The organism is Sphingobacteriaceae bacterium (assembly GCA_016715905.1).
In the GTDB taxonomy this organism is placed as follows: domain Bacteria; phylum Bacteroidota; class Bacteroidia; order B-17B0; family Aurantibacillaceae; genus Aurantibacillus.
Genome location: JADJXI010000005.1, coordinates 429,045 through 452,240 on the forward strand (window position 1 = coordinate 429,045; position 23,196 = coordinate 452,240).

16 protein-coding genes are annotated in these 23,196 nt (G+C 35.7%); 7 read left to right on the top strand and 9 right to left on the bottom strand.

Features of this window, described 5'->3' with window-relative positions; translation table 11 throughout:
• Nucleotides 1-28 precede the first annotated feature (28 nt).
• Nucleotides 29-1,558, bottom strand: coding sequence for an NAD(P)H-hydrate dehydratase (locus IPM51_09670; protein ID MBK9284571.1), 1,530 nt, complete (start codon nucleotides 1,556-1,558; stop codon nucleotides 29-31).
• Nucleotides 1,559-1,723: 165 nt separating this feature from the next.
• Nucleotides 1,724-3,595: a CocE/NonD family hydrolase gene (locus IPM51_09675; GenBank protein MBK9284572.1), complete on the bottom strand. Its 1,872-nt coding sequence runs from the start codon at nucleotides 3,593-3,595 to the stop codon at nucleotides 1,724-1,726.
• A 241-nt stretch (nucleotides 3,596-3,836) separates the two neighbouring features.
• Between IPM51_09675 and IPM51_09680 the strand changes: the two genes are divergently transcribed.
• Both IPM51_09680 and IPM51_09685 read left to right on the top strand, forming a co-directional pair.
• Nucleotides 3,837-6,581: a DNA translocase FtsK 4TM domain-containing protein gene (locus tag IPM51_09680; protein ID MBK9284573.1), complete on the top strand. Its 2,745-nt coding sequence runs from the start codon at nucleotides 3,837-3,839 to the stop codon at nucleotides 6,579-6,581.
• 63 nt (nucleotides 6,582-6,644) lie between these two features.
• Nucleotides 6,645-7,295 carry an outer membrane lipoprotein carrier protein LolA gene (locus IPM51_09685; GenBank protein ID MBK9284574.1) on the top strand — a complete coding sequence of 217 codons (651 nt, stop codon included), beginning with the start codon at nucleotides 6,645-6,647 and terminating at the stop codon, nucleotides 7,293-7,295.
• Here the strand turns inward: IPM51_09685 and IPM51_09690 are convergent.
• On the bottom strand, nucleotides 7,292-8,242 hold the full coding sequence (locus tag IPM51_09690; GenBank protein MBK9284575.1) for a PhoH family protein: 951 nt from the start codon (nucleotides 8,240-8,242) through the stop codon (nucleotides 7,292-7,294). The genes IPM51_09685 and IPM51_09690 overlap by 4 nt on opposite strands.
• A gap of 113 nt (nucleotides 8,243-8,355) precedes the next feature.
• Between IPM51_09690 and IPM51_09695 the strand changes: the two genes are divergently transcribed.
• Both IPM51_09695 and IPM51_09700 read left to right on the top strand, forming a co-directional pair.
• Nucleotides 8,356-9,192 (top strand): SAM-dependent chlorinase/fluorinase, encoded by an 837-nt coding sequence (locus tag IPM51_09695; GenBank protein MBK9284576.1) that lies wholly within the window; start codon nucleotides 8,356-8,358, stop codon nucleotides 9,190-9,192.
• The gene (locus IPM51_09700; GenBank protein MBK9284577.1) at nucleotides 9,185-9,475 is read left to right on the top strand and encodes an antibiotic biosynthesis monooxygenase; all 291 of its coding nucleotides are present in this window, start codon (nucleotides 9,185-9,187) and stop codon (nucleotides 9,473-9,475) included. The genes IPM51_09695 and IPM51_09700 overlap by 8 nt, the downstream gene beginning before the upstream one ends.
• Here the strand turns inward: IPM51_09700 and idi are convergent.
• On the bottom strand, nucleotides 9,456-9,989 hold the full coding sequence (idi, locus tag IPM51_09705) for an isopentenyl-diphosphate Delta-isomerase (protein MBK9284578.1): 534 nt from the start codon (nucleotides 9,987-9,989) through the stop codon (nucleotides 9,456-9,458). The genes IPM51_09700 and idi overlap by 20 nt on opposite strands.
• Nucleotides 9,990-10,554: 565 nt before the next feature.
• On the opposite strand from idi, the gene IPM51_09710 reads away from it, so the two are divergent.
• Nucleotides 10,555-13,041 carry a histidine kinase gene (locus IPM51_09710; GenBank protein ID MBK9284579.1) on the top strand — a complete coding sequence of 829 codons (2,487 nt, stop codon included), beginning with the start codon at nucleotides 10,555-10,557 and terminating at the stop codon, nucleotides 13,039-13,041.
• Nucleotides 13,042-13,051: 10 nt separating this feature from the next.
• Entirely contained in the window at nucleotides 13,052-13,804 is a 753-nt protein-coding gene (locus IPM51_09715) for a response regulator transcription factor (GenBank protein MBK9284580.1), read from the top strand.
• On the opposite strand, the gene IPM51_09720 is transcribed toward IPM51_09715, so the two are convergent.
• The 4 genes from IPM51_09720 to IPM51_09735 all read right to left on the bottom strand — a co-directional run bounded on the left by IPM51_09720 (nucleotide 13,801) and on the right by IPM51_09735 (nucleotide 18,297).
• A complete protein-coding gene (locus tag IPM51_09720; GenBank protein ID MBK9284581.1) occupies nucleotides 13,801-14,217 on the bottom strand; it encodes a hypothetical protein in 417 nt (138 codons plus the stop codon). The genes IPM51_09715 and IPM51_09720 overlap by 4 nt on opposite strands.
• 17 nt (nucleotides 14,218-14,234) lie before the next feature.
• Nucleotides 14,235-15,866, bottom strand: a complete 1,632-nt coding sequence (locus IPM51_09725) for a M1 family metallopeptidase (GenBank protein MBK9284582.1) — start codon at nucleotides 15,864-15,866, stop codon at nucleotides 14,235-14,237.
• A 268-nt stretch (nucleotides 15,867-16,134) separates the two neighbouring features.
• Nucleotides 16,135-16,488 (bottom strand): hypothetical protein, encoded by a 354-nt coding sequence (locus IPM51_09730; GenBank protein MBK9284583.1) that lies wholly within the window; start codon nucleotides 16,486-16,488, stop codon nucleotides 16,135-16,137.
• Between the two features lie 39 nt (nucleotides 16,489-16,527).
• Nucleotides 16,528-18,297 carry a T9SS type A sorting domain-containing protein gene (locus IPM51_09735; GenBank protein MBK9284584.1) on the bottom strand — a complete coding sequence of 590 codons (1,770 nt, stop codon included), beginning with the start codon at nucleotides 18,295-18,297 and terminating at the stop codon, nucleotides 16,528-16,530.
• 204 nt (nucleotides 18,298-18,501) lie between these two features.
• On the opposite strand from IPM51_09735, the gene IPM51_09740 reads away from it, so the two are divergent.
• On the top strand, nucleotides 18,502-19,530 hold the full coding sequence (locus tag IPM51_09740) for an LD-carboxypeptidase (GenBank protein ID MBK9284585.1): 1,029 nt from the start codon (nucleotides 18,502-18,504) through the stop codon (nucleotides 19,528-19,530).
• A 278-nt stretch (nucleotides 19,531-19,808) separates the two neighbouring features.
• Here the strand turns inward: IPM51_09740 and IPM51_09745 are convergent, their stop codons facing one another.
• Complete coding sequence (locus IPM51_09745) at nucleotides 19,809-23,171, bottom strand: PKD domain-containing protein (GenBank protein ID MBK9284586.1); 3,363 nt, start codon at nucleotides 23,169-23,171, stop codon at nucleotides 19,809-19,811.
• Between the last annotated feature and the right edge of the window lie 25 nt (nucleotides 23,172-23,196).

Genomic DNA, 23,196 nt, shown 5'->3' on the forward strand with positions numbered 1-23,196 from the left:
ATTGATACGCCATAAAACTCCCGGACTCTTATTCGGGAGTTTTTAATTTCTCCAGGATTTTGAATGCCTTAGGTAATTCGTTTATTACATCGGATATCAAAATAGATTCCTCACTCATATTTTCAGAACACAAGTCGGCTGCCATTCCGTGTATATAAACTCCTATTAGAGATGCTTGCGGCGCATTGTATCCTCTGCTTAAAAGTCCTAAAATAATTCCGGTTAAAGCATCTCCGCTTCCGCCTTTGGCTAGTCCCGGATTTCCCGTTGAATTAAAATAAACATGTCCATCCGGCATCGCTATGGAAGTATGAGCACCTTTAAGAATTACAATGATGTTATATTTTACCGCTAATTCAATTTGTTTTGCTACGCGCTCAAAATCATCAATACATTTTCCTACTAGTCGTTCAAATTCTTTTACATGTGGAGTTAAAATGGTGTTTGGGATTAAAAAATTAAACCAGGTTTTGTTTTCACTCAAAATATTTAAACCATCTGCATCAATAATTAATTTACCGGTATAAAATTGCAAGATTTTTTTTAAAACAGTTTGCGTTTCTTCCTGTGTTCCAATTCCCGGCCCAAAAGCAATGGCTTCATAATTTTCTGGTTTTTCAACAGAAGTGATAAATGAAGAATGTTCATCCAAACTATGCATGGCCTCAGGCAACTTAATAGTTAATGATTTTAATACTGACTTACAAGAATGAAGAGTTAATAATCCTGCACCACTACGTAAGCAAGCTTCTGAACATATTAGTGCTGCGCCGGGTTTATCTTTGGCCCCGGCTAAAATTAGTGCATGTCCAAACTTTCCTTTATGATCAAATTTATTTCTTAACCTCAATAAATGAATTATAGTTTCGGTTTGTATAAAGTGCATATTGCTTTTTTGTTCAGCAATTCCTGTTGCATGTAACCCAATGGGAATTATTTCAAAATGAGGGACGAATTTTTGATTCTCGGGCATCAAAAAAGCGAGTTTAGGAAGTTCTAAAGAAAGGGTGAGTGTAGAGTGTATAATATTTTTTTCATCGAAAGAGGAAGTGTCGGTTTTTAAACCACTTGGTACATCTATACTAATTATATGTTTAAAGTTATGGTTAAACCATCCGATAATTTCGCTTAGGTTTTCTTCCACATGTCCTTTTATTCCGGTACCTAAAATTGCGTCTATTAAAATACGATTTGCTGTTAGTTTTAACTTTTCAAGATCATCTGCACATGAAATCGGTATTATCACATCCGGATAATTACCCTTTAGTTTTTTAAAATTTACCTCAGCATCCGATGAGTATTTATTTTTAACTCGTAGGGCAAGTACTTTTACATTATATTTTTTGCTCAATAATAATCTGGCAATGGCAAATCCATCTCCACCATTATTACCTTCGCCGCAGGCTATAAAAATGGATTGTTGATTGGTTATTAATTCACTTAATCTTTTCGCACATGACAAGGCAGCCCTTTCCATTAAATCAATGGATGAAATAGGTTCGTTTTGTATGGTAAAAGCATCAGCTAATTTAATTTTATCCGATAAAAGAATATCCATATTAATGGCAGTTACAATTTTTATCGCAAGCGTTTTTTTTCTTTACTCCGGTAAATTTTACAATTAACCATATTAAGGCAGATATCACTAAAATTCCGATTCCTATTTCTTGCATAATTAAAATTAGTGGTTTAAATATTAATCGAAAATGATTTTAGACATGCTTTACTTTTTTAATACCGGCAAGATGATTCCAGACGCTGTTTCTTCCTGGTGAAAAATTTTAATATCACATGGAATAAAATCTTTATCCTCACATTTATAAATATTAACGAATTGTTGAGGATTTCGGTCAAATAAGGGAAACCAGGAACTTTGAATCTGTATCATTAATTTATGTCCTTTTTTAAAGGTGTGGGCTACATCGGGCAATTCAAATTTTACGGTTTCTACTTTGCCGGGTGTAAAGGCTTCGGGTTTTTCAAAACTATTGCGATATCTGCCGCGCATGATTTCTCCTCGCACCAACATTTGATATCCGGCCATTTCAGCGTTTTGATTTTCTTCTGCACAGCAATAATTATTTTCGTATGCAAAATCATTCGGGTAAACATCTATTAATTTAACAACAAAATCCGCATCGGTATTGGATATACTTACTTTCAAATCTGCTGTTAGTGGTCCGGCCAGTGTTAAATCTTCTTCTAATATTTCTGTTTCAAAAACCAAAACATCTGTTCTGCGTGCGGCAAATCTTTGATCGTCGCTCATATATTCTCTTGTTCTTCGTAAATGTACGTCTTCTGTATACGGCACCGGTTTTTTAGGATCACTTCTGTATGAAGTAAAAGCACTTGGTTCGGTTGGTTTCTTAAACGATAATTTTTCTCCTGAATTAAAATAAACTGTTTTGTATTCAATATTTTTAGGAGGCCATTGTTCAAATGTTTTCCACTCGTTTTCTCCGGAGAAAAAAATATTGGCTTCAGCTAATTTATTTCCGGTACCCAGTCCTCTTAAATAATATTCAAAAAACGGCACTTCAATGTTATCCTGATAGTACACTGCTGTTTTTGCACCAAAACGAATATTGCCTAATGCTGTTCCGTTACCGGAGTGCCATGCTCCATGCGACCAAGGTCCCATCACCAATCTATTTTCGGTAGTTGAACATTGCTTTTCAATTGCTTTGTACAAATTCCAGGCGCCGTAACAATCTTCGGCATCAAAGGTTCCGCCAACTGTTAATATGGAAGCACCAATAATTTTACATCCTTTTCGGGCATTTCTTTCTTTCCACCAATTATCGTAATCCGGGTGTTCAAACATTTCATTCCAGAATATAATAGAGTCGCCCATTAATTTGCTGAAATTTTTTAAGGCCCCGGTTTTTAAATAAAAATTGTAATTGTCTTTTTCTTTAAAATCAAATTTTCTTCCATAATGTTCAATAGGTTTCGGACGTGGCACTCCGAAACTGTAATAAAAACTAAATCCATCCATTAATGCAAACGCTCCATTGTGATGAAAATCGTCGCCTAAAAACCATTCGGTTACCGGTGCTTGCGGACTAACTGCTTTAAGTGCCGGATGATTACTTAAAGCGGCCATGGTACTATAAAATCCGGGATATGAAACGCCAAAAACGCCAACTTTACCGTTATTATTCGGAATATTTTTCACCATCCAGTCAATTGCATCATAACTATCACTAGCCTCATCCGTTTCTTTTCCTTTTTTGTGTTCATTAAAAGGTCTTACGTCTGCAAATTCACCCTCACTCATATATCTTCCTCGTACATCCTGCAATACCATAATGTATCCTTTTTTAGCGTATTTAAGCCAGCTTTTACTGTATAAACGCGGCGTACAAATATTTTTTTCATAAGGAGAACAGGAGTAAGGAGTTCGCATCATTAAAATAGGATGCTTTTCATTTTTATCCTTAGGTTCATAAATAGCCGTATAAAGTTTAATTCCATCACGCATTTCAATCATGACCACATTTTTGGAATAATTACTTACAAACCATGTACTATCGGCATTTTGCGCCAAAAAACAGAAGGGTAGTAAAAATAAAATCAATAAATTTCTCATTGTTTTTTAGTTTATAAAAGGATTTCAAAAATAAGTATTCCATTGGGCAATGCAAGTCATTTTTAGAGGGTAATTTAGATTTTTAACACGATTTACCCACAATCATGCGGATTTGTCTAAAAAGTCGTGACTTTAGTGTAACTAAAGCATAAATCCTGCATTTTCATTAACAAAGCTTCGTTTAAAACAATACCTTATGGGTATGTTTTCTGAGCAACACTTCCTTTAATTTTAAAGGTTAATGAGCACAGAAAAAAAGAATAAATACAGATCCAAAGATGTGGATTTGGATATAAGCGAAGAATCTCGCAATCCCTTTGAAAAGGTAGAAAGAGTGAAAGAGGAAAAACCACGAAAAAATGTTTCTGTTGATCATGATATTGAAGATATCAATGAGGAGATAGTTGTGGAAAAAAAATCCCGCAAGAATACACCAAAAGCAAAACCTGAACCGGTGGAAGTAGAAGAAGAGGAAAAGGAAAAGCAAGTGAAACCCAAGGCTAAAAAGCAAAAGAAAGAAAAATTTAATTTCAAGGAAAGAATCGAAAAAATTACTGCGGTATGGAGTGATGAACGCACTCAAAAAATTATTGGCTTAACTTTTGTTTTATCAGCTGCATTTTTAGCCATTTCTTTGGTGTCGTATTTTTTCACCTGGGATTTGGATCAGGATAAAGTGATGAGCGCAAATGCTGTTCTTTTTGATGCAGATACTAAAGTATATAACTGGTTAGGTAAAACCGGAGCTGTTGTTTCTCACTTGTTTATGTATAAAGGTTTTGGTGCGGCTTCTTTCATTTTTGTACCTGTTTTATTTTTATTTGGGTTACAAAAAATGTTACAGAAAAAATTATTTTCTGTTTCGGCCTTTCATGCTAAATGGATTTTCAGTATGGTGTGGACTTCTTTAACACTGGCTTATATTTTTTCAGATAAAATGTTTTTCATGGGTGGTGGTTTTGGGTATTTTATAAATGCTCAAATTGTAAATTATGTAGGTGGTATAGGTTTAATTGCTTTGCTATGCTTTTCAATGCTTATTTTTTTAGTATTGGCATTTAATATTTCGTTTAATCTGCCAGTAAAGCCGGTTATTGAAGATGATGTTGAAATTCAGGAGGAGTTAGTTAATCACGCAACAAATGATCAGCCTGTTAAAGCGGAGGAGGAAATGAGTGAAGAGGAAAAAGCCGAATTATTGAATTTTGAAGTTATTAAAAAAGAAAATGAAGAAGCTGTAATTCCGGAACCGGAAAAAATATTTGAAACCGAGAAAATAAATGTTGAAGAAGTAGTTGCTGAGCAGAAAGATATTGATCAACCGGTAATCGAAAATAAGGTCGAATTAAATAATGAAGTTCCGGTTACTAAAAAGGCAGATGGTGAGCCTGAATTTGAAATCGGAAAAATTGTAGAGGAACGTGAAGTTACCGATGATGAGAATAAGGCAGCAAAACTGGTGGAGCAATTTGGAGAGTATGATCCAACATTAGACTTGGGTGAATATAAATTTCCGGGGTTTGACTTACTGAATGATTATGGTAATCACCAAAGCAAGGTTAATCAGGAAGAATTAATTATGAATAAGGACCGTATTGTTGGTACCTTAAAAAATTACGGAATTGAAATTGATAAAATAACGGCTACCGTTGGTCCAACGGTAACTTTGTATGAAATTGTTCCCGCAGCTGGCGTAAGAATCAGTAAAATTAAAAATCTGGAAGACGATATTGCATTAAGTTTGGCTGCATTAGGCATTCGTATTATTGCGCCAATTCCGGGCAGAGGAACAATTGGTATTGAAGTTCCGAACCAAACACCGGAAATGGTTCCTATGAAAAATATTCTGGCGTCAGAAAAATTCAATAATTCAAGTTTTGAGTTGCCCATTGCATTGGGAAAAACAATCAGTAATGAAATTTTCATAGCCGATCTTTCTAAAATGCCTCACTTATTAATGGCCGGAGCAACCGGACAAGGAAAGTCGGTGGGATTAAATGCCGTATTGGTTTCGCTACTTTATAAAAAACATCCTTCGCAGGTAAAATTTGTTTTGGTAGACCCTAAAAAAGTAGAGCTCACACTTTTCAATAAAATTGAAAGACACTTTTTGGCCAAGTTACCGAATAGCGAAGATGCCATTATAACCGATAATACCAAAGTGATTCATACACTCAACTCACTTTGTATTGAAATGGATAATCGATATGCCTTGTTACAGGATGCAGGTTGTCGTAATTTAAAGGAATACAATGCCAAGTTTGTTGCTCGCAAATTAAATCCAAATGACGGGCATAAGTTTTTACCTTATATTGTTTTAGTAGTAGATGAATTTGCTGATTTGATTATGACGGCAGGCAAAGAAGTTGAAACGCCTATTGCTCGTTTAGCACAATTAGCCCGTGCCATTGGAATACATTTAATTATTGCCACGCAACGTCCTTCCGTTAATATTATTACCGGTACCATAAAAGCCAACTTTCCTGCTCGTATTGCATTTAGAGTAACCAGTAAAATTGATAGCAGAACTATATTGGATATTGGAGGCGCTGAACAATTAATTGGTAGAGGAGATATGTTATTAAGCACCGGAAATGATTTAATTCGTATTCAATGTGCATTTGTAGATACGCCTGAAGTGGAAAAAATTTGTGAATTTATAGGAAGTCAACGCGCTTATCCAAGTGCATTTTTATTACCTGAATATGTGGGTGAAGATGGAAGTGATGGAAAAGATATGGTTGATTTATCGGAAAGAGATAAAATGTTTGATGATGCTGCTAAATTGGTGGTACAATTTCAACAGGGTAGCGCATCGTTTTTGCAGCGTAAATTAAAATTAGGGTATAACAGAGCCGGTAGAATTGTCGATCAATTAGAAGCTGCGGGAATAATCGGACCTTTTGAAGGAAGCAAAGCAAGAGAAGTTTTGATAAAAGATATGGGATCTTTAGAGGAAATTTTACAAAAATTAAGAAATCAGTAAGATTATTGTCCACAAATTCGCAATTCACTCGTATTTTGGTATTAAATTTGTACGGATAAGGTTATGAAAAATTTACTCTTAATATTGGTTTTTTCTTTTGCTACTCTTCATGCACAAGACCAAGACCCAAAAGCTAAAGCTATTCTAGATGATTTAAGCAAGTCAACTAAAACGTATAAATCAATTACAGCAGATTTGGTTTTTAAAATGTTGAATAAGGAAAAAAAACCCATTGATAAACCGCAAGCTTGGAAAATTCAAACAAAGGGGCAGAAATTCCGTCTTGAGATTCCGGGCAATTTAATTGTTTGTGATGGAAAAACGATTTGGAATTACAATAAGGATGCTAAGGAAGTTACTATAAAAGATTATGATCCGGATAATGAAGAGCAAAACATCAGTAAAATATTTACTTTATATGAAACAGGGTATAAGTATAAGTATGATAGGGAGCTGAAAATTGGCGCAGTTACTTGTCATGCCATTGATTTATTTCCTGCCATAAAACCCGAGAAAAAGAAATTTCATACCGTGAAGTTGTTTATCGACAAGAATAAAAAGCAAATTGTGCAAATGAAAATGATGATGAAGGATGGGGGAGAGCAAACTTATGAAATTAAAAGTCTGAAATCGAATATTGAAATTCCGGATACACAATTTACTTTTGACACCAAAGGATTTAAAGCCGATCAGATCAATGATGAACGTGATTAATTTTCACTCCCGTAACGGTCAACAATTGCACTTACCAATTTGTGTCTGATTACATCTGATTTATCCAGGTAAATAAATTCTATACCCTCAATATTTTTAAGCAGTTTCATGGCATTGATTAATCCACTGGGTTGTTTGCTTGGCAAATCTACCTGAGTGGAGTCGCCGGTAATAATAAATTTAGCATTGGCGCCCATTCGAGTTAAAAACATTTTCATTTGACTTTCGGTTGTATTTTGAGCTTCATCTAAAATAACAAAGGCATTATCTAATGTACGGCCTCGCATAAAGGCAAGTGGTGCAATTTGTATGGTTCTGTTTTCGAGATACTGATTTAATTTATCGGCCGGAATCATATCACTTAGTGCATCATACAAGGGTTGCATATAAGGATCTAATTTTTCTTTTAGATCTCCGGGCAAAAAGCCCAAGTTTTCTCCGGCTTCTACAGCAGGCCTAGTTAAAATTATTCTCTTTACTTCCTTATTTTTTAAACCTTTAACCGCAAGTGCCACGGCGGTATAGGTTTTACCTGTGCCTGCTGGTCCTATGGCAAACAACATATCGTTTTTTACAATACTGGCCGTCATTTTACGTTGGTTAGGTGTTTTAGCTTTAATCACCAATCCGTTATTCCCAAATAAAATAACATCGTTGTTAACTATTTCATCTTTACCTTCTAGTATATTATCACCGGTGGGTCCCAACAGTCGTTCTATGACCGATTCGGTTAATATGCCGGTTTTATGGTAATGTTCGGTTAATAAATTCAGTTTCTTTTCAAAATTTTGAATTTCATTTTCTTCGCCAAGCACCTTAAGGGAATAACCCCTGGCAATTAATTTGAGTTTTGAAAAGTGCTTTTTTATGATGTTTAATTTGATATCGTTTACTCCGTATATTTCAATGGGGTCTATGCTTTCGAGTGTAATAATTTTTTCGGTCATGCTTTTTCGTTTCTGTAAGTTCTTGAGATTAACCTCTTTTTGTTTATAAACCTGTTAATCTATAGTCAAGTTTAAAAAATTTAAGGGCTTAAAAAATATTTACTTTTGAACAAATGGGAATTGTTACATTAACAACAGATTTGGGTTATCGCGATCCGTATCTCGCAATTGTAAAAGCCGGTTTATTGGCGGGCAATTCCAATTTACAAATTATCGACTTGAGTTGTGATATTCGCGATAATAATATTTCCGACGCTGCATTTATCCTAAAAAACTCTATTCAATATTTTCCCGATAATACCATCCATTTAGTTGCAGTTAAATTTATTGTAGAAAGTGCTCAGCCTAATAAAACCAATCATATTGACAATACCCGTTACCTGCTTACTAAATATAAAAATCAATATATTGTGAGCCCTGATAACGGATTGTTCACCTTGGTTGATCCTCTTTTTAATTCACCGGTATATCAAATTTATTTTGAAGACAATTCAAAGCATCATTTTTTTCTGAAAGATGTTTTTATGGATGTGGCTAAGGTTTTATTAAGTACTAAGGAGGAAGATACTGAAGCTGCGCTGAAAGATATTGGAACTATAACCGATGATTATTATAAGGCCATACAATTTGAAAGTTTTGTAGATAAAAATGTGTTACGCGGAAAAGGAATTTACATTGATGATTTTGGTAATATCATTACCAACATAACCAAAGAGCAGTTTGCAAATATAATAGGTAAAAGAAGTTTCACGATTACTTTACCAGGCGCACGCATTAGTAAAATACAAAGAACTTATGATGAAGTAAAGTTAGGTCAACCCTTGGTGTTATTCAACAGCTTTGGGCATTTAGAAGTAGCAGTTAACGGGGGTAGTGCACAAAAAATGTTGTGCCCTAGGGATATCGGAACCAAATTCGATTTTAATTTATTAATTGAATTCAATGATTAAACGTATTGTAAAACTTACTTTCCGGGAAGATAAAGTGGAAGAGTTTAAGTCAATTTTTAAAGAAAACTGGTTATTTATAAAAAATTTTGACGGTTGTAAGCACGTGGAGTTACTACAGGATCAGGATAACCCCTGTGTGTTTTTCACCTATAGTTTGTGGGATGATGAAGAATGTGTAGAGAATTATCGCAAATCTGAATTATTTAATAAAGTTTGGTCTTCGGTAAAAATTCTATTTGCCGATAAAGCCCAAGCCTGGTCGGTTAGAGAGATTTTAACTTAAAAAATTTTTCAAAAGCAATTTTAAACCAAAAGGTATATTGATGAGGATGTGCCATTAAATCTTTTTCTATTTCTTCAATGCTTTTCCATTGATAAGCCGCTACTTCTTCTTTATTAATAATCGGATCTTTATCACTGGTTCCGGTAAACACATAATCAAATTCATGTTCAATCAATCCGTTTTCAAAACCCGAGGCCTCTTCGCTTGATTTATAAATAAAATGATTTTTTAATTCTAATGCAACCTTCATGCCCATCTCTTCCATAAGTCTACGGTTTGCTGCGTCTAAAGTTTCTTCTCCGGGCCGGGGATGTGAGCAGCAAGCGTTAGTCCATAAACCCGGACTATGATATTTATTTAAAGCACGTTGTTGCAAAAGCATATAACCTTTAGAATTAAATATAAAAACTGAAAAGGCACGGTGTAAAGAACCACTTTGGTGCGCTTCCATTTTTTCCATTTCGCCGATAATCTGGTCATTTTCGTCAACTAATATTACAAATTCATTCGCCATAATCTGAACGTGAAAGTACAATTTTTAAAAACCAATTAAAAAAACATTTCAGCCACTTATGCATTGAATTTTACATTTCAGAATATAAAGGTTATTTTAGTATTTAGTTATTCGTAAAGTAATACATATTCTGCTTTTTTTTATTCTCTCTGTTCAATTCAGGTTAACTGCACAGCAGTATTATTTTAAAAATTACTCACCCGAAAACGGTTTATTAAGCACTCAATTTGCCTGTATTTTTCAGGATTCTAAGGGATATATATGGGCCGGGGGATATGGAGGTTTAACTCGATTTGATGGTTTTGAATATCATAATTTCAGCCCTAAAAACGGATTAATTGAACATAACACATTATGTATAGGCGAAAGTAATAGTGGTGAAATTTTATCCGGTTCCGGCAAAGGATTAAACGTAATCTCGGGCAGAAAGGTAAAGCAGTATCTTTCTTCTCAATATTTTAACGGTGCAGGTATTACTTCCATATTATTAAATGCTAACCGTCAAACTTTAATTGGCACAACAAAAGGTATTTTTAATTATGATCATGGGAAGATATCTGAACTCATGTCCTTTAAAGGTATTAAAGTAAATGGTTTTTGTTATGCTGGCGAACATTTATTAGTGGCGACAGACAATGGAGTGATGATAAAAACCGGAGATGCAATTAAAACCTTAAATGTAAATAATGGGTTAAAGTCAAATAAAATAAATTGCGTAAGTGTTTATCAGCAAAAATATATTTTTGGCAGTGACGCCGGTTTAATGGTTTATAATCCGGAGAATGAAAAAGTAATTAATTACGGTATTGAACAGGGTTTAATAGATGAAGGAATATTAACGGTGGTGAATCAAGGCAATCAATATTTATGGATTGGAAGCAACTCCGGTTTAATGCGCTTTAGTCCAAAGGAATTCAAATATTATACAGTGGGACCGGATAATAATTCAAATGTTATAAAATGTTTGTTGCTTGACAGGGAAGATAATGTTTGGATGGGCACGCATAGCGGGTTGTTCAAATACAGAGACGATGCTTTTTCATCTTTTGATAAGGTGAATGGTCCGGGTAATGCTTTTATTTTTCAGATATTCAGAGATCACACTGGTAATTTGTGGCTTTGTACTGATAATAGTGGAATTTATAAATACAGTGGTGGTTATTTTAAACGTTATGGGTTAAAAGAAGGATTGAATACGAATGTAGCCAAAGCCGGCTTGCAACACAGCAATAAAAAAATACTTTTCGGAACAAAAGACGGAATTGTTGAATATAAAAATGATCGATTTTATGAGATCCCTATTCCTAAAGAATTTGCAGGTTTGTGTGAAATGTTGATTGAAGATAAGGATGGCTCAGTTTGGATTGCCGGCGGAAATGGAGTAGCCCTGATGAAATGGGTGAATAATACACCGCAGTTAACTTATAAAGCCTTACCGTCATCCGTTTCACACCAGGCTTATTGTTTATGGAAAGATTCCGAAAATACCATTTGGATTGGAAGTTCGCCTGCAGGATTATTTAAAGTGGAAGGAGATTCAATTGTGAGTATGAATCGTCGATTAAATTTAAAGGAGGAAAATTTTTATGCTATTCGAGATTATAAAAATTATTTGCTGGTAGCAACGCTAAACGGGTTATATATTTTAAATACTAAAACCGGAGAAGGAAATTATATTAATGAGTCGGATGGATTAAATTCTGAATTAGTATATTCTATTGAGTTGACAAGAGACCGTAAAAACCTATGGATTGGCACTAACCAGGGGATTAATAAATTAAATTTAGAAAAGTATTTTACGGATCAAGTTATTCAAATTGAATCTTACAGTAAACAGGATGGATTTACAGGTGTTGAGTGTAATTCTAATGGAATATGGGAAGATGAAAACGGAACTTTGTGGTTTGGTACAGTTAGTGGTTTGGTAAAACACGAACCCTCTAAACTTAAACCGAATAAGGTTAAAAATAGTACGCTTATTCAATCTATAAAAATTTTCAGTGAGGATACACTGTTGAAGGACGGAAGTGAGTTAGAGAGTAAATTCAATACCATTGCATTTTATTATAAAGGAATTTGTTTTACAAACCCTGAAAATGTAAAGTACAGGAAACAACTTGTGGGATTAGAAAAAGAATGGAGCGAACCCAACAATGAAAATTACAGCAAATACGCTAATCTGGCGCCCGGTAATTATACCTTTATGGTAAAAAGTTGTAATAATGAAGGTGTTTGGGATGAAAATCCAACCACCTTTTCATTCACCATCTTACGACCCTTTTATGCAACCTGGTGGTTTAATGCGCTTTTAATTTCAACTATACTTTTATTGGCATATACAGCATTCACTATACGCGTAAAAAGCATACAAAGAAAGCAAAAACAGGAAACAGAACGTAGAGTTGAATTGAGTAAAATTGAGTTAAAGGCTTTAAGAGCGCAAATGAATCCGCATTTTATTTTTAATTCGTTGAATTCTATCCAACATTACATATTTAATTCAAAAAGTGATGAGGCAATTAAATACTTAAGCAAGTTCGCAAGGCTTGTTCGTACTATTTTAAATAATTCAAATAAACCATACGTTACAGTTGGCGAAGATTTAGAAGCACTTATTTTATACCTGGAGTTGGAACAGATGCGCTTTGAAGGGAAATTTGAATATGAAATTATTGTTGATAATAAAGTAGATATCGATTACGATATTATGCCTCCATTATTAATACAACCCTATGTGGAAAATGCTATTTTGCATGGGTTGAATCCAAAGCCGGGTAAAGGTAAATTAAGTATTAGTTTTAAATCTGCCGATAATTATTTAATTTGCATCATAAGTGATGATGGAATTGGTAGAGAAAAAGCATCAGAAATAAAAAGAACTATGCCGGTGAGTAAACATAAATCATTAGGAATGAAAATAACGGAAGATCGTTTGAGAATAATGAATGATGCCAGTAACTCACCGCTAAGTGTTGAAATAACTGATTTAAAAAATGAGGCAGGATTAGCGTGCGGAACAGAAGTTAAAATATTCATACCCATAATGGGATAAAATAAAAATTATGAAAGCAGTTATTGTAGAGGACGAACAAAAGAGCCGCGAAATGCTGGCCGGCCTCGTTAAAAAGATGTGTCCTGATGTTGAAATTGTTGGCTTAGCCGCTGATGTAAAACAGGGAGTTAAAATGATCAAAGAATTTAATCCTGCCTTGGTGTTCTTGGATATTTCTATGCCCGACGGAAGCGGGTTTGATTTATTAGAAGAAGTTAGCGGAAATAAATTTGAATTAATTTTTGCTACAGCAAGCGATGCGCACGCAATTCGTGCCATAAAGTATAGCGCTTGCGATTATTTACTAAAGCCAATTGATGTGGATGAACTTAAAGAAGCTGTTGAAAGAGCAAAACAACGTAGAAATGCGGCACCTCAGGGCATGGAAAACTTACATTTATTAATTGAACAGCTGAAACGTAAAGACGACGACTTTCAAAAAATAACTTTGCCTACCGGCAATGCTTTTGAAATCGTTAGTTTAAAAGACATTATACGTTGTGAGGCGGATACCAGTTACACCATATTTTACCTCACCGATAAACGTAAATTGATGGTAAGCGCCGGGTTAAAACATTATGAAGAGTTATTGCCTGAGCGTGATTTTATTCGTGTACATCATCATCATTTAATAAATATGCAACATGTTCTCAGGTATCTCAAAACGGATGGTGGATATGCAGTAATGAGCGATGGCTCGCAAATCGAAATCAGTAGAAGGAAAAAGGATTCTTTTATTGAGAAGCTAAATAAAAATATTTAACGGGCACTGAGCTCCTGCGCTTCAAATTTCACTTTCATGTAAACAATATGCTGCTCTTTAAAATTAATAGGCACAGTAGTGATTTTATACCAATAAGGGACAGAAAATGAAAATTCGTGTTTACCCGGCTCTAACTCGCTTGAAAAAATTCCACCTTCGCTCAATTCCGGAATAATAGAATCATTATCGAAAATTATTTTTACTCCCTTTTTCACCGGTTTATTATTTGCTCCAATAAACGTAATGTTTATTTTAGAAATGTCCTTTGCTAAATGAACAGCTTTATCTACTGAAGTTACCGTATAACCTCCAAATTTTTTCTTATCGGCTGCAGATGCTTTTTGGCCAGGTTTAATTTGTGCATTCGTTAGTAAAGAAACGAATGCAAAAAGGAAGATTATTGTTTTTGTCATAAAATTAAATGTAATTATTAATTCTCTAGTTTACTTAAAATTGTTTCAACATAAAAATTGGCGTCGGTTTCAATTTTCTCTGCTTTTTTATCTAATCTCAATTCTTTAATTTTCGTTTCGGGTTTTAACCAATATTCTTTTTTGTCAACAAATACACGGATAGGCATATTAAAATTGGAATTACAATTTTCCCATTTAAACAATAATTTATCTTGCTCTTGTCTTAAATTGAGTTTGGGAATCTTTGTGCTTCTTAGGTATTGATTAAATATTGGTTTTAAATTAATTTTACTTTCTTTAATAATAAATTGTTCAATCTCTTCACTGTTCACAGTTTTTTTACCAAATTCTCTATTTAGCCCAACTAGTATTTTTCGGAATGTGGAATCGTTATTAATAATTTGTCTGATCATGTGAATGAGGTTGGCTCCTTTTTCATAATTATCGCCTCCTTCTGTATTTACTCCATACGGACCAATCATATTTTGTGAGTTTCGTATGTGACTGCGAATTCCTTTTAAATATTTGTTAGCACTGTCTTTGTTCCAGTAATGTTCAATAAATAGAACTTCAGAATAAGTGGTAAATCCTTCGTGTATCCAGTTATCGGCAATATCGGCCGCACTAATATTATTTCCAAACCATTCGTGACCGCTTTCATGTACAATAATAAAATCCCATAATAAGCCTATTCCGGTTGAAGAACGATCTCTCCCAATATAACCGTTGGCAAAACCATTTCCATAGGCAATAGCGCTTTGATGTTCCATTCCTAAATAGGAAGTTTCAACAATTCGGTAACCATCTTCATAAAAAGGATATGCACCAAACCAGAATTCAAAACAATGTAACATTCTTTTCACTTCCTGTTTTATGTATTGTTCGGCTTTCTCTTCATTGTAATCCAAAACAACATATTCTAAAGCCAACACTCCTTTACGTCCTAAAAATGTATCGGTTATTGTAATGTAATGTCCAATATTCAGGGTAATATCATAATTGTTTATAGGATTTTCTACTCGATAATGCCAGGTTTTACTTTTATCCGGATTACTCGCTATATACAAAAACTTGCCATTACAGATAGCACTTAAACTATCCGGAATGGTAACAGTTATATAAACACCTAAATCAGGTTCATCACTTAAATGGTCTTTATTGGGCCACCAAACACTGGCGCCTAAGCCCTGACAGGAAACTCCAATCCAATGTCTTCCTTTTTCATCTTTATTTCGACTAATACCTCCATCCCAAGGTGCAAATTTAGCCTCGCGTGGTTGTCCGGAAAAAAATATTTGAATAGAATCAAGGCTATTTGGAACCATAGCTTTTTCGAGATTAATGAGGTAAGCAAATTCTGTTTTAACCCAATTACATTTTTTGTCGTGAAAAAGCACAGAGTCTATTTGCATAGGCTCTTGCATATCTACTTGCAATCTGCTTCCGGGTTTTATAACTTTAAATTTAATTTGATTAGTGCCACTTAAATAGTTTGAATCAACGGCCGGAATAATATTTAATTTATAATGTAAAACATCCCACCAACTTCTATACCCATTTAAAGTGCCACGCAAACTGTCCGATTTGGTAAACGGTTGCGACAATACAATTTGTGTACTTAAAATGAATAGAAGAATTACTCTAACCATGCTTAATCACGAATGTATTGAGAAAAGGGATATTTCCAAACTCTTTTAGAATAAAAATTCCCAAATGGTGTATATACCCGGCCACTTATAAAGAAAAGCTAACCACTTATTTGTTTAGCCTTTTATTTGGGGTTTGGCTTTTGTAACTTTAAGATACGTTCTTTATAGGGTTTTTGTTTATAACAAAAAATTAGCCGCTTGCAAATTATGGAGATTGTTTGTAAGCGGCTTTATTATTTTCCTGAATTAGGAAGAAATCCCAAAAAGATTATAAATCTTCCTGCTTCACCACAAATTCACAATGAATCTGATCTGATCCGGTTAATGACATTTTTTCTCGACCCGGAGTTGTCCAATTCGCTGCGCTGCTGATATCGCGCTGAATTTTCCCGCTTGCCTTGTAAATATAAAACACTTTAGTTTCGCAAGGGCAACAATTAAATCGACGGGGATTGCCCTTTACATCAAAAATTTTAATTACAAAACTACTTTGAGATTCTATCTGTCCAATCACCGTATCGGTACCATTATCACTAAATTTCACCCAAATCATTTCGTTGCTCTGATTAATTACACGCAAATCGCCTACTGTATCATTTTTACAGGATATCAGAAAAAGCATTAAAGTAAATATTCCAATTATACTAAGGCTCTTCAACATTTAATTAATCCAAAATTTTTGAGTGTGGCTGAAGTTTTTTCCTGCAGCGTGTAACAAATATAGTCCTTTTGGCCATGCGCTTAGATTAATTTCGCTTAAATATGTAGAATTTAACAAGAGTTTGCCTTCTGCATTGTAAACACGAAATGTTTCTATTTTATGATCACACTTTATATGTAAAATATCTTTAGCCGGATTAGGGTATAAGTGAAATTCAGCTTGTTTTTTGAACTCATCCTCAAGCCGGGTAATTAAATTTGTACAAGCGCATGAAGCCATTCTTCCTAAAGAATAACGATCCCGCGCGGCATTGCTCCCGCTGTTGTATGGGTTGGGTTGACCAATCACCGGCCAATTATGCAAGCCGGGCGTGAAACAAAGTGGACGCTCATTTCCCATTAAATACAAACTATTTTCGGTTAAAGGTGCAGGATTGGTTGGTGTTAAAACGCCTTGCACCATATTGGCATGTTGTACATGACCATTGCCCGCTAAAACATACTGTCCTAAAAAACCGCCGGTACCTGTTACTTCTAAGCCTAAAAATTGAGCGCTGTCTGTTGCAGGTGAATTATTCATAAACAAACCGTAAAGCTCTGAACGGTTTCTGAAAAAAGTATTATAAGGACCACTATTGGCATGCGAATTATCTAAAACAGTATGTTGATTGATATTGCCCTCGCATAAATTGGCAAAGGGAAAATTTCCGTGCATCACTATATCTCCGGCGCTGTTGGTTGGAAAAATTCCTTGCGTCCAATACGGATCAAAGGAATAATTATATCCACATACATTGCCATTGGCCCCGGCTTGAAAAAGAATGCTATGACGTAAATGATTAAAAATATTGTTCTCCGCTTTGCATTCACTGGTGCTGTACTGAAAGGTAATGCCGTAACCCTGCCCGTTACCTCCGTATGCATGTGCATGATGAAACCAACAATTGCTAATTTCCACATGACAGCATTTGTTTAATTCAATATGAGCGAAGTTGGTAGAATCTCCTTCTACGCCATGCACTTTGCAGTTCACGGCTTTATCGAAACTGATGAGTGAAGTTTGAGAAGCTGTACTTTCTTCACGTACTATTTTTAAGCAGTTGATGATTATTTCTTTTCGCGGAATGATTTTTCGAATTTTAGGTTTCAAGGCTAAACCGTAGGAATAACGAAAAGGCGAATGGAAGGAAATTGTATTTCCTGCTATATTTTTGATTTGCATGATTTGTCCTAATGATCCATAGGCCCAAGAACTAAACATGATTGCATTATCGGTTGTTGTGAGATGCACCCAATCGCCGATTTGAAATGGAGAGCTGTTTAATACCTGCACCCAATTGGAATCGATTAAACCGGGAGAGGAAAAACTGCTGGTATCTGTATTCACCTGTGTGCCGTTAATATTTATGCAATTATTAATTGCACCGTTCATGTTAAATCGTAGTTGAGTACTGTCATAACCTGCTCCGGCAAGGGTAATGCTATCCCGATTGATGCTTAATGCTGCGGTAAAATTGTAAATTCCTTTCGGGAAATAAATAACACCTGTACTGCCATTCAGTGCGGTAAGCGCAGCAGTAAAAGCCACATTGTTTGCAGTACTATTGGTGTTATTACCGCCATAATTCATAATATTTAAACTCAGTGTTGGAATCGGAGCATTACTTTTATAACCGGCGTCCTTCCAATTGAAAGTTCGAATGGAGTAGGCTTGTGCTAGTAATTCGCAAGACCAAATACATAGGATAAAAAGAAGCTGCAGTAATTTCATGCAATAAAGATAAGCACAGAAACTTAGTAAATAAAAAAATCTGCCTAAATAAAAATTTAAGATTAATAAGAACAGATCTGCTTGCAAAAGATCAATATTCAATTTTGCTCAATTTAAATTTATTGAAATGAGTTTTTTTAACTTTATTAAAACTTGGTTCAAAAAGTATTGTTGATTTAAGTATTCTTAGCTAAATTAGTTACTATGCAAAACAGAAGAGAATTCTTATCCGTAAGTGGAATGTTGACTTTAGGCAGCTTATTAGTCCCAAAAAATATTTTCGCAATAAATTACACATCACAAGAACAAAAAATAAAAGCTCCGTCATTAAAAACCGGAGATACTATTGCGATTGCTTCGCCGGCCGGGGCAGTTTGGAATGCGGAAGGTATAGATACGTTTGTAGAAATAATAAAAAATTTAGGATTTAAGGTGAGGTTAGGAAAAACGCTCACAGAGAGGTACGGTTATTTTGCCGGAACAGATGAATTACGGGCGAATGAATTGAATGAACTTTTTGCGGACAAAAATATAAAAGGAATTTTTTGTATGAAAGGCGGATGGGGTTGTGCGCGTATATTAGATAAACTCGATTATTCTTTAATCCGTAATAATCCAAAAGTTCTGATTGGCTTTAGTGATATTACGGCATTATTATTAGCTATTACCCAACGAACCGGATTAATTACTTTTCATGGTCCCGTTGGAAATTCAGGCTGGAATAATTTTACCAGAGCAGTTTTTAAAGATATTATTTTGGATGGTAAGAAATTAACCTATCCGGATGCACCGGAGTTTGAAGAAAAAATTAAAACGCTTAACTCAGGAATAGTGGAGGGGGAAATTTGGGGTGGGAATTTAACGGTATTAACTTCATTAATAGGATCTACTTATTTACCTGATTGGAAAAATAAAATTCTATTTGTGGAAGAAGCTAAAGAAGAGCCGTATTCTATTGACCGGATGTTGACGCAACTCAAATTGGCCGGAGTATTGGAGAATATAGCCGGTTTTGTTTTTGGAAAATGTTCAAAATGTTTGGCCGAAGAACCTGAGAAGGCCTTCACTTTTGAGCAAGTGCTGGAACAACATATTAAACCCTTAAAGATTCCTGCTTTTTATGGAGCACCAATTGGACATATAGAAAATAAACTCACAATCCCCATCGGAGCAAAAATTCGTATAAATGCGGATCATGGAAAAATGGAATTGCTTGAAAATGCCGTTAGCTAATCGAGTGTTTTAGAAATTCGAAGGTTGAGCTTTCCGCCGTGGCGGAGAAGCCACGTAATAAATTCTTTTATATGGTCGAGTAGTCCCATATTTTGAGAGACCACCCGCCTCACGGTAGGCAAGTATCGAGACCTGATTTAGTTAACATTTCTCGATATGCTTAAAACCATTTCCTTATTCGGCTAATCGAAGTGACAACTAAAAACCCCCGTCACTCCCGGGGGTCTTTGCATGAATAAAATTTACAAACCCAAATGAAAAGCTAAATCTTACCCATATTATGGTATTAAGGCTACAGTGCCGGTTAATTCATGATCTTTATTAAACACATCGGTTACTACTGCGCGCCATACATATACATCTTGTTTGATTGGACCGTCGCTGTTTTTTGTTCTTCCGTCCCAAGCATTATCCATATCGTTGGTTTCAAATACCACATGTCCCCAACGATCGTAAACTTGTATATTGAATTTACTTACGCCGATTCCTTTGGCAAACCATCCATCGTTAACTCCATCTCCGTTTGGTGTAAAGGAATTAGGTACGTAGATGGCAAAGGCGGGTTTAAATTTTAGTCCTTTAATCATAGTATCCACACAACCGAATTGATTTTTTACAATTTGTACAATCACGGGTTGGTTTGGTCCTACGGTTTTGAAATCATGATGGAAGTTTGGCGCATAATACACGGCGTTTTTATCGTTAATGAGGTATTGATAAGCATCGGCTCCTGTGGCCTGTGTTCTAACGTCCATCATAGGGGCGTCTTCATCAATTTCTTCCGGCTCTACCACAAATCCGGCTACGGGTTGGGGATGTACCACAATGTATGAGGGTTTGCTGAGTTTGGCAATACAACCGCTATCACTTACCAACATAAGGCTTACGTCATAATTTCCGGTTTTGTAACAGTGACTTGGATTCCAGGTTCCGGCTTCGGTAGGGGTACCATCGCCATAATTCCAAAATAGATTCACAATTTTTCCATTAGAGATGTATGAAGTATTGGTAAAGGTCACACAAAAATCCGGGCAACCACTGCGGTTGGGCACTGAAAATACAGCCTGAGGCATGGCATTAACATACATGGATTTTGATTTGGTGCCAATACAACCATACACCGTTTGCACTTCAAGTTTTAAAAGATAAACCCCATTGTTTGAATAAGTAAGAGTTGGTTCTTTAGATATATTATCAATTTGATTATCGCCATTAAAATCCCAACCGTAACTGGAAATTGCTCCGTCTGTTGAATAAGATGTGTTTGTGAAAGTAGAGTTATCACCCAAACAAGCCGGTGTATTTAAAAAATCAGCAACCGGATTTGCATTTACTTTTACAAAACTCACCAATTCTCCCTGACATTGTTTATCACTAATGGCTTGAAGTTTGGCATTGTGCGCTCCGGCATTCGGATAAAAGTGAGAGGGATTTACAGTGGTGGTGTCATCCCATATTCCATCTGTTTCAAAATCCCAACGGTATTTTACTATTGTTCCGTTTGATATGGTACAACTGTTAGAAAATTGAGTGGCTTGATTTTCGCAAGCATGTGTGGCATAAAATACAGCCTTAGGGACTGCGTTTACAGTTACTGCTGAAGTATAACTGCTGTTGCATCCATTATTAGCGAGTACATATAGTACGACAGTATATGTACCGGGTGCATTAAACTGATGTTGCGGATTTGATTCACCCAAAAATGTGCCGTTGCCTAAATTCCAGGCATAAGATATAATTTGGCCGCCGGGTTGCATGGTGCTTAAGTTTGTAAATTTGGTTTTATTACCGAAACAAACTTCAGAACTGCTAAAGGAAGAAGTAGGCACCGCATATACATTTACTTGTGTACTGTAACTATTTACGCAATTAAAATTACTTACTGCAGTTAAAACTGTAGTGTAAGAGCCCGGATTCGGAAAACCGAAGGTGGGATTTACCTGAAAACTGTTACTTAACCCGTCATTCTCAAAATCCCAAACATAACTGCTGATATTGCCTGAACTTATGCTGCTATTATTGGTGTATTGTGTGTTGTTACCAAAACAGGAATTTGGTGCGCTGAAGTTAACATTGGGTAAAGGATGAATGGTTACGTTGCCCAGAGCGGTTGCAGAACAACCGTTACTACTCACAACAGTAAGACTTATAGAAAAGTTTCCGCTGGCATTGTAAATTTGAACGGGATTATTTAATTGAGAAGTTAATCCATTACCAAATTGCCAGTTGTAAGCAGTGATGCTTCCGTTTTGCACGTATGAATTGTTAGTGAAATTAACCGGGGCGTTTTGACAAACATTGTTTACCGAAAAGTTAGCCACCGGATTTGTTAGGATTTGAATGGTTTGAATAACACTGGTCGAGCAACTGTGATTGGATGTTGCCGTAAGTTGAACGGTATGATTACCTGCCGAAGGGAAAGTGAAAATTGGATTTCCTAATTGACTGGTATTTCCATTTCCGAAATTCCAGTTTAAATTGGTGATGCTGCCTGAACTAATGGTGCTGGTACTTGCAAAAGTGTGTTGTAATGCGCAGGCGTTTAATGAACTATTGGTAAAACTTGGAACGGGATTTGGATAATTATATAATGTATAAGTAAATTGTGGGCCTGTGCAACCGGTAACCAAGGTTGTATTGCAAGTATAAATACCGGCAGCGTTAACATTTACGCACTGACCCGTTACGTTAGTAATGCCGGGACCGTTCCAAGTGTAAGAACCTAAACCGGTGGGTGCACAAAAGTTTTTAGTGGCTCCAACACAAACCGAATCGGATGAGCCGGTGATAAAAGCCTGGCATGTGCCATCTATATAAGCATAACCATAATGTCCGCCTAAAGCACAATCGTAAGTGGTAAAGCGTATGGTTACATTTTGTCCGATATAATTGCTAAGGTCAACCATTACATTAGTCCAAGGTTTGTATATAGCGCCAGGTGTATTTTGAGAATTTAAGAAGCCCGGTATTCCTTGTCCGGCTGCTACATTATAAAAGGTACAAGGTATTTGATTACCTAAACTATCTCTCATTTCAATTTGGAATGAAGGTTGTTGAGCTACGGTGTGTCCAGGATCTTGGAAAACAACTGCGTATTTATAAGTGAAGTTGGCATTACCCGCACTTACCATAAAAGTTTGTTCAATGCGATCGGCTTCACCACCATTTACATTATTTCCTAAGCGTAGTGAAAAATTTCCTCCCGGAGCTATGGCAGGGAAACCACCAACGGGGTCAACACCACCGGCCATCACCAATTGCTGACCGTTAGGAGTAGGGCAGCAGCCAATAGGATTAAAAAGTGGATGATAACCACTTGTTCCGGTCCAGCCATTAATATTCCCCGATTCAAAATCGATGTTTACGCAGGGGCCGGCCATTAAATTCAATTGGTTGTTGGGTATTTCTTTTTGTCCGCTTGGACTTGGGTTGCTCAGGGTTTGAGCATGAATTCTGGAATGAGCATCCATGAATTCTTTTTTATCATTTGCATTTAAGTGCAACTTATCCGCGTAGGTATTCCAATACGCGTGATTAAAAGGTATTTGATTGGAGGCCGACTCAAGTACAGGAGCCTGAGCCACCATCGATGCCCGGAGGAAAACCCCAAGCAATGCGGTTATGTATACATGTGTTTTCATAGCGAAGATTTTTTAGGGTTTGTGT

Bases quoted from the DNA above. Each gene is read 5' to 3' on its own strand.
- IPM51_09670 (MBK9284571.1), bottom strand. From the start codon at position 1,558: ATGGATATTCTTTTATCGGATAAAATTAAATTAGCTGATGCTTTTACC.
- IPM51_09675 (MBK9284572.1), bottom strand. From the start codon at position 3,595: ATGAGAAATTTATTGATTTTATTTTTACTACCCTTCTGTTTTTTGGCG.
- IPM51_09680 (MBK9284573.1), top strand. From the start codon at position 3,837: ATGAGCACAGAAAAAAAGAATAAATACAGATCCAAAGATGTGGATTTG.
- IPM51_09685 (MBK9284574.1), top strand. From the start codon at position 6,645: ATGAAAAATTTACTCTTAATATTGGTTTTTTCTTTTGCTACTCTTCAT.
- IPM51_09690 (MBK9284575.1), bottom strand. From the start codon at position 8,242: ATGACCGAAAAAATTATTACACTCGAAAGCATAGACCCCATTGAAATA.
- IPM51_09695 (MBK9284576.1), top strand. From the start codon at position 8,356: ATGGGAATTGTTACATTAACAACAGATTTGGGTTATCGCGATCCGTAT.
- IPM51_09700 (MBK9284577.1), top strand. From the start codon at position 9,185: ATGATTAAACGTATTGTAAAACTTACTTTCCGGGAAGATAAAGTGGAA.
- idi (MBK9284578.1), bottom strand. From the start codon at position 9,989: ATGGCGAATGAATTTGTAATATTAGTTGACGAAAATGACCAGATTATC.
- IPM51_09710 (MBK9284579.1), top strand. From the start codon at position 10,555: ATGTCCTTTAAAGGTATTAAAGTAAATGGTTTTTGTTATGCTGGCGAA.
- IPM51_09715 (MBK9284580.1), top strand. From the start codon at position 13,052: ATGAAAGCAGTTATTGTAGAGGACGAACAAAAGAGCCGCGAAATGCTG.
- IPM51_09720 (MBK9284581.1), bottom strand. From the start codon at position 14,217: ATGACAAAAACAATAATCTTCCTTTTTGCATTCGTTTCTTTACTAACG.
- IPM51_09725 (MBK9284582.1), bottom strand. From the start codon at position 15,866: ATGGTTAGAGTAATTCTTCTATTCATTTTAAGTACACAAATTGTATTG.
- IPM51_09730 (MBK9284583.1), bottom strand. From the start codon at position 16,488: ATGCTTTTTCTGATATCCTGTAAAAATGATACAGTAGGCGATTTGCGT.
- IPM51_09735 (MBK9284584.1), bottom strand. From the start codon at position 18,297: ATGAAATTACTGCAGCTTCTTTTTATCCTATGTATTTGGTCTTGCGAA.
- IPM51_09740 (MBK9284585.1), top strand. From the start codon at position 18,502: ATGCAAAACAGAAGAGAATTCTTATCCGTAAGTGGAATGTTGACTTTA.
- IPM51_09745 (MBK9284586.1), bottom strand. From the start codon at position 23,171: ATGAAAACACATGTATACATAACCGCATTGCTTGGGGTTTTCCTCCGG.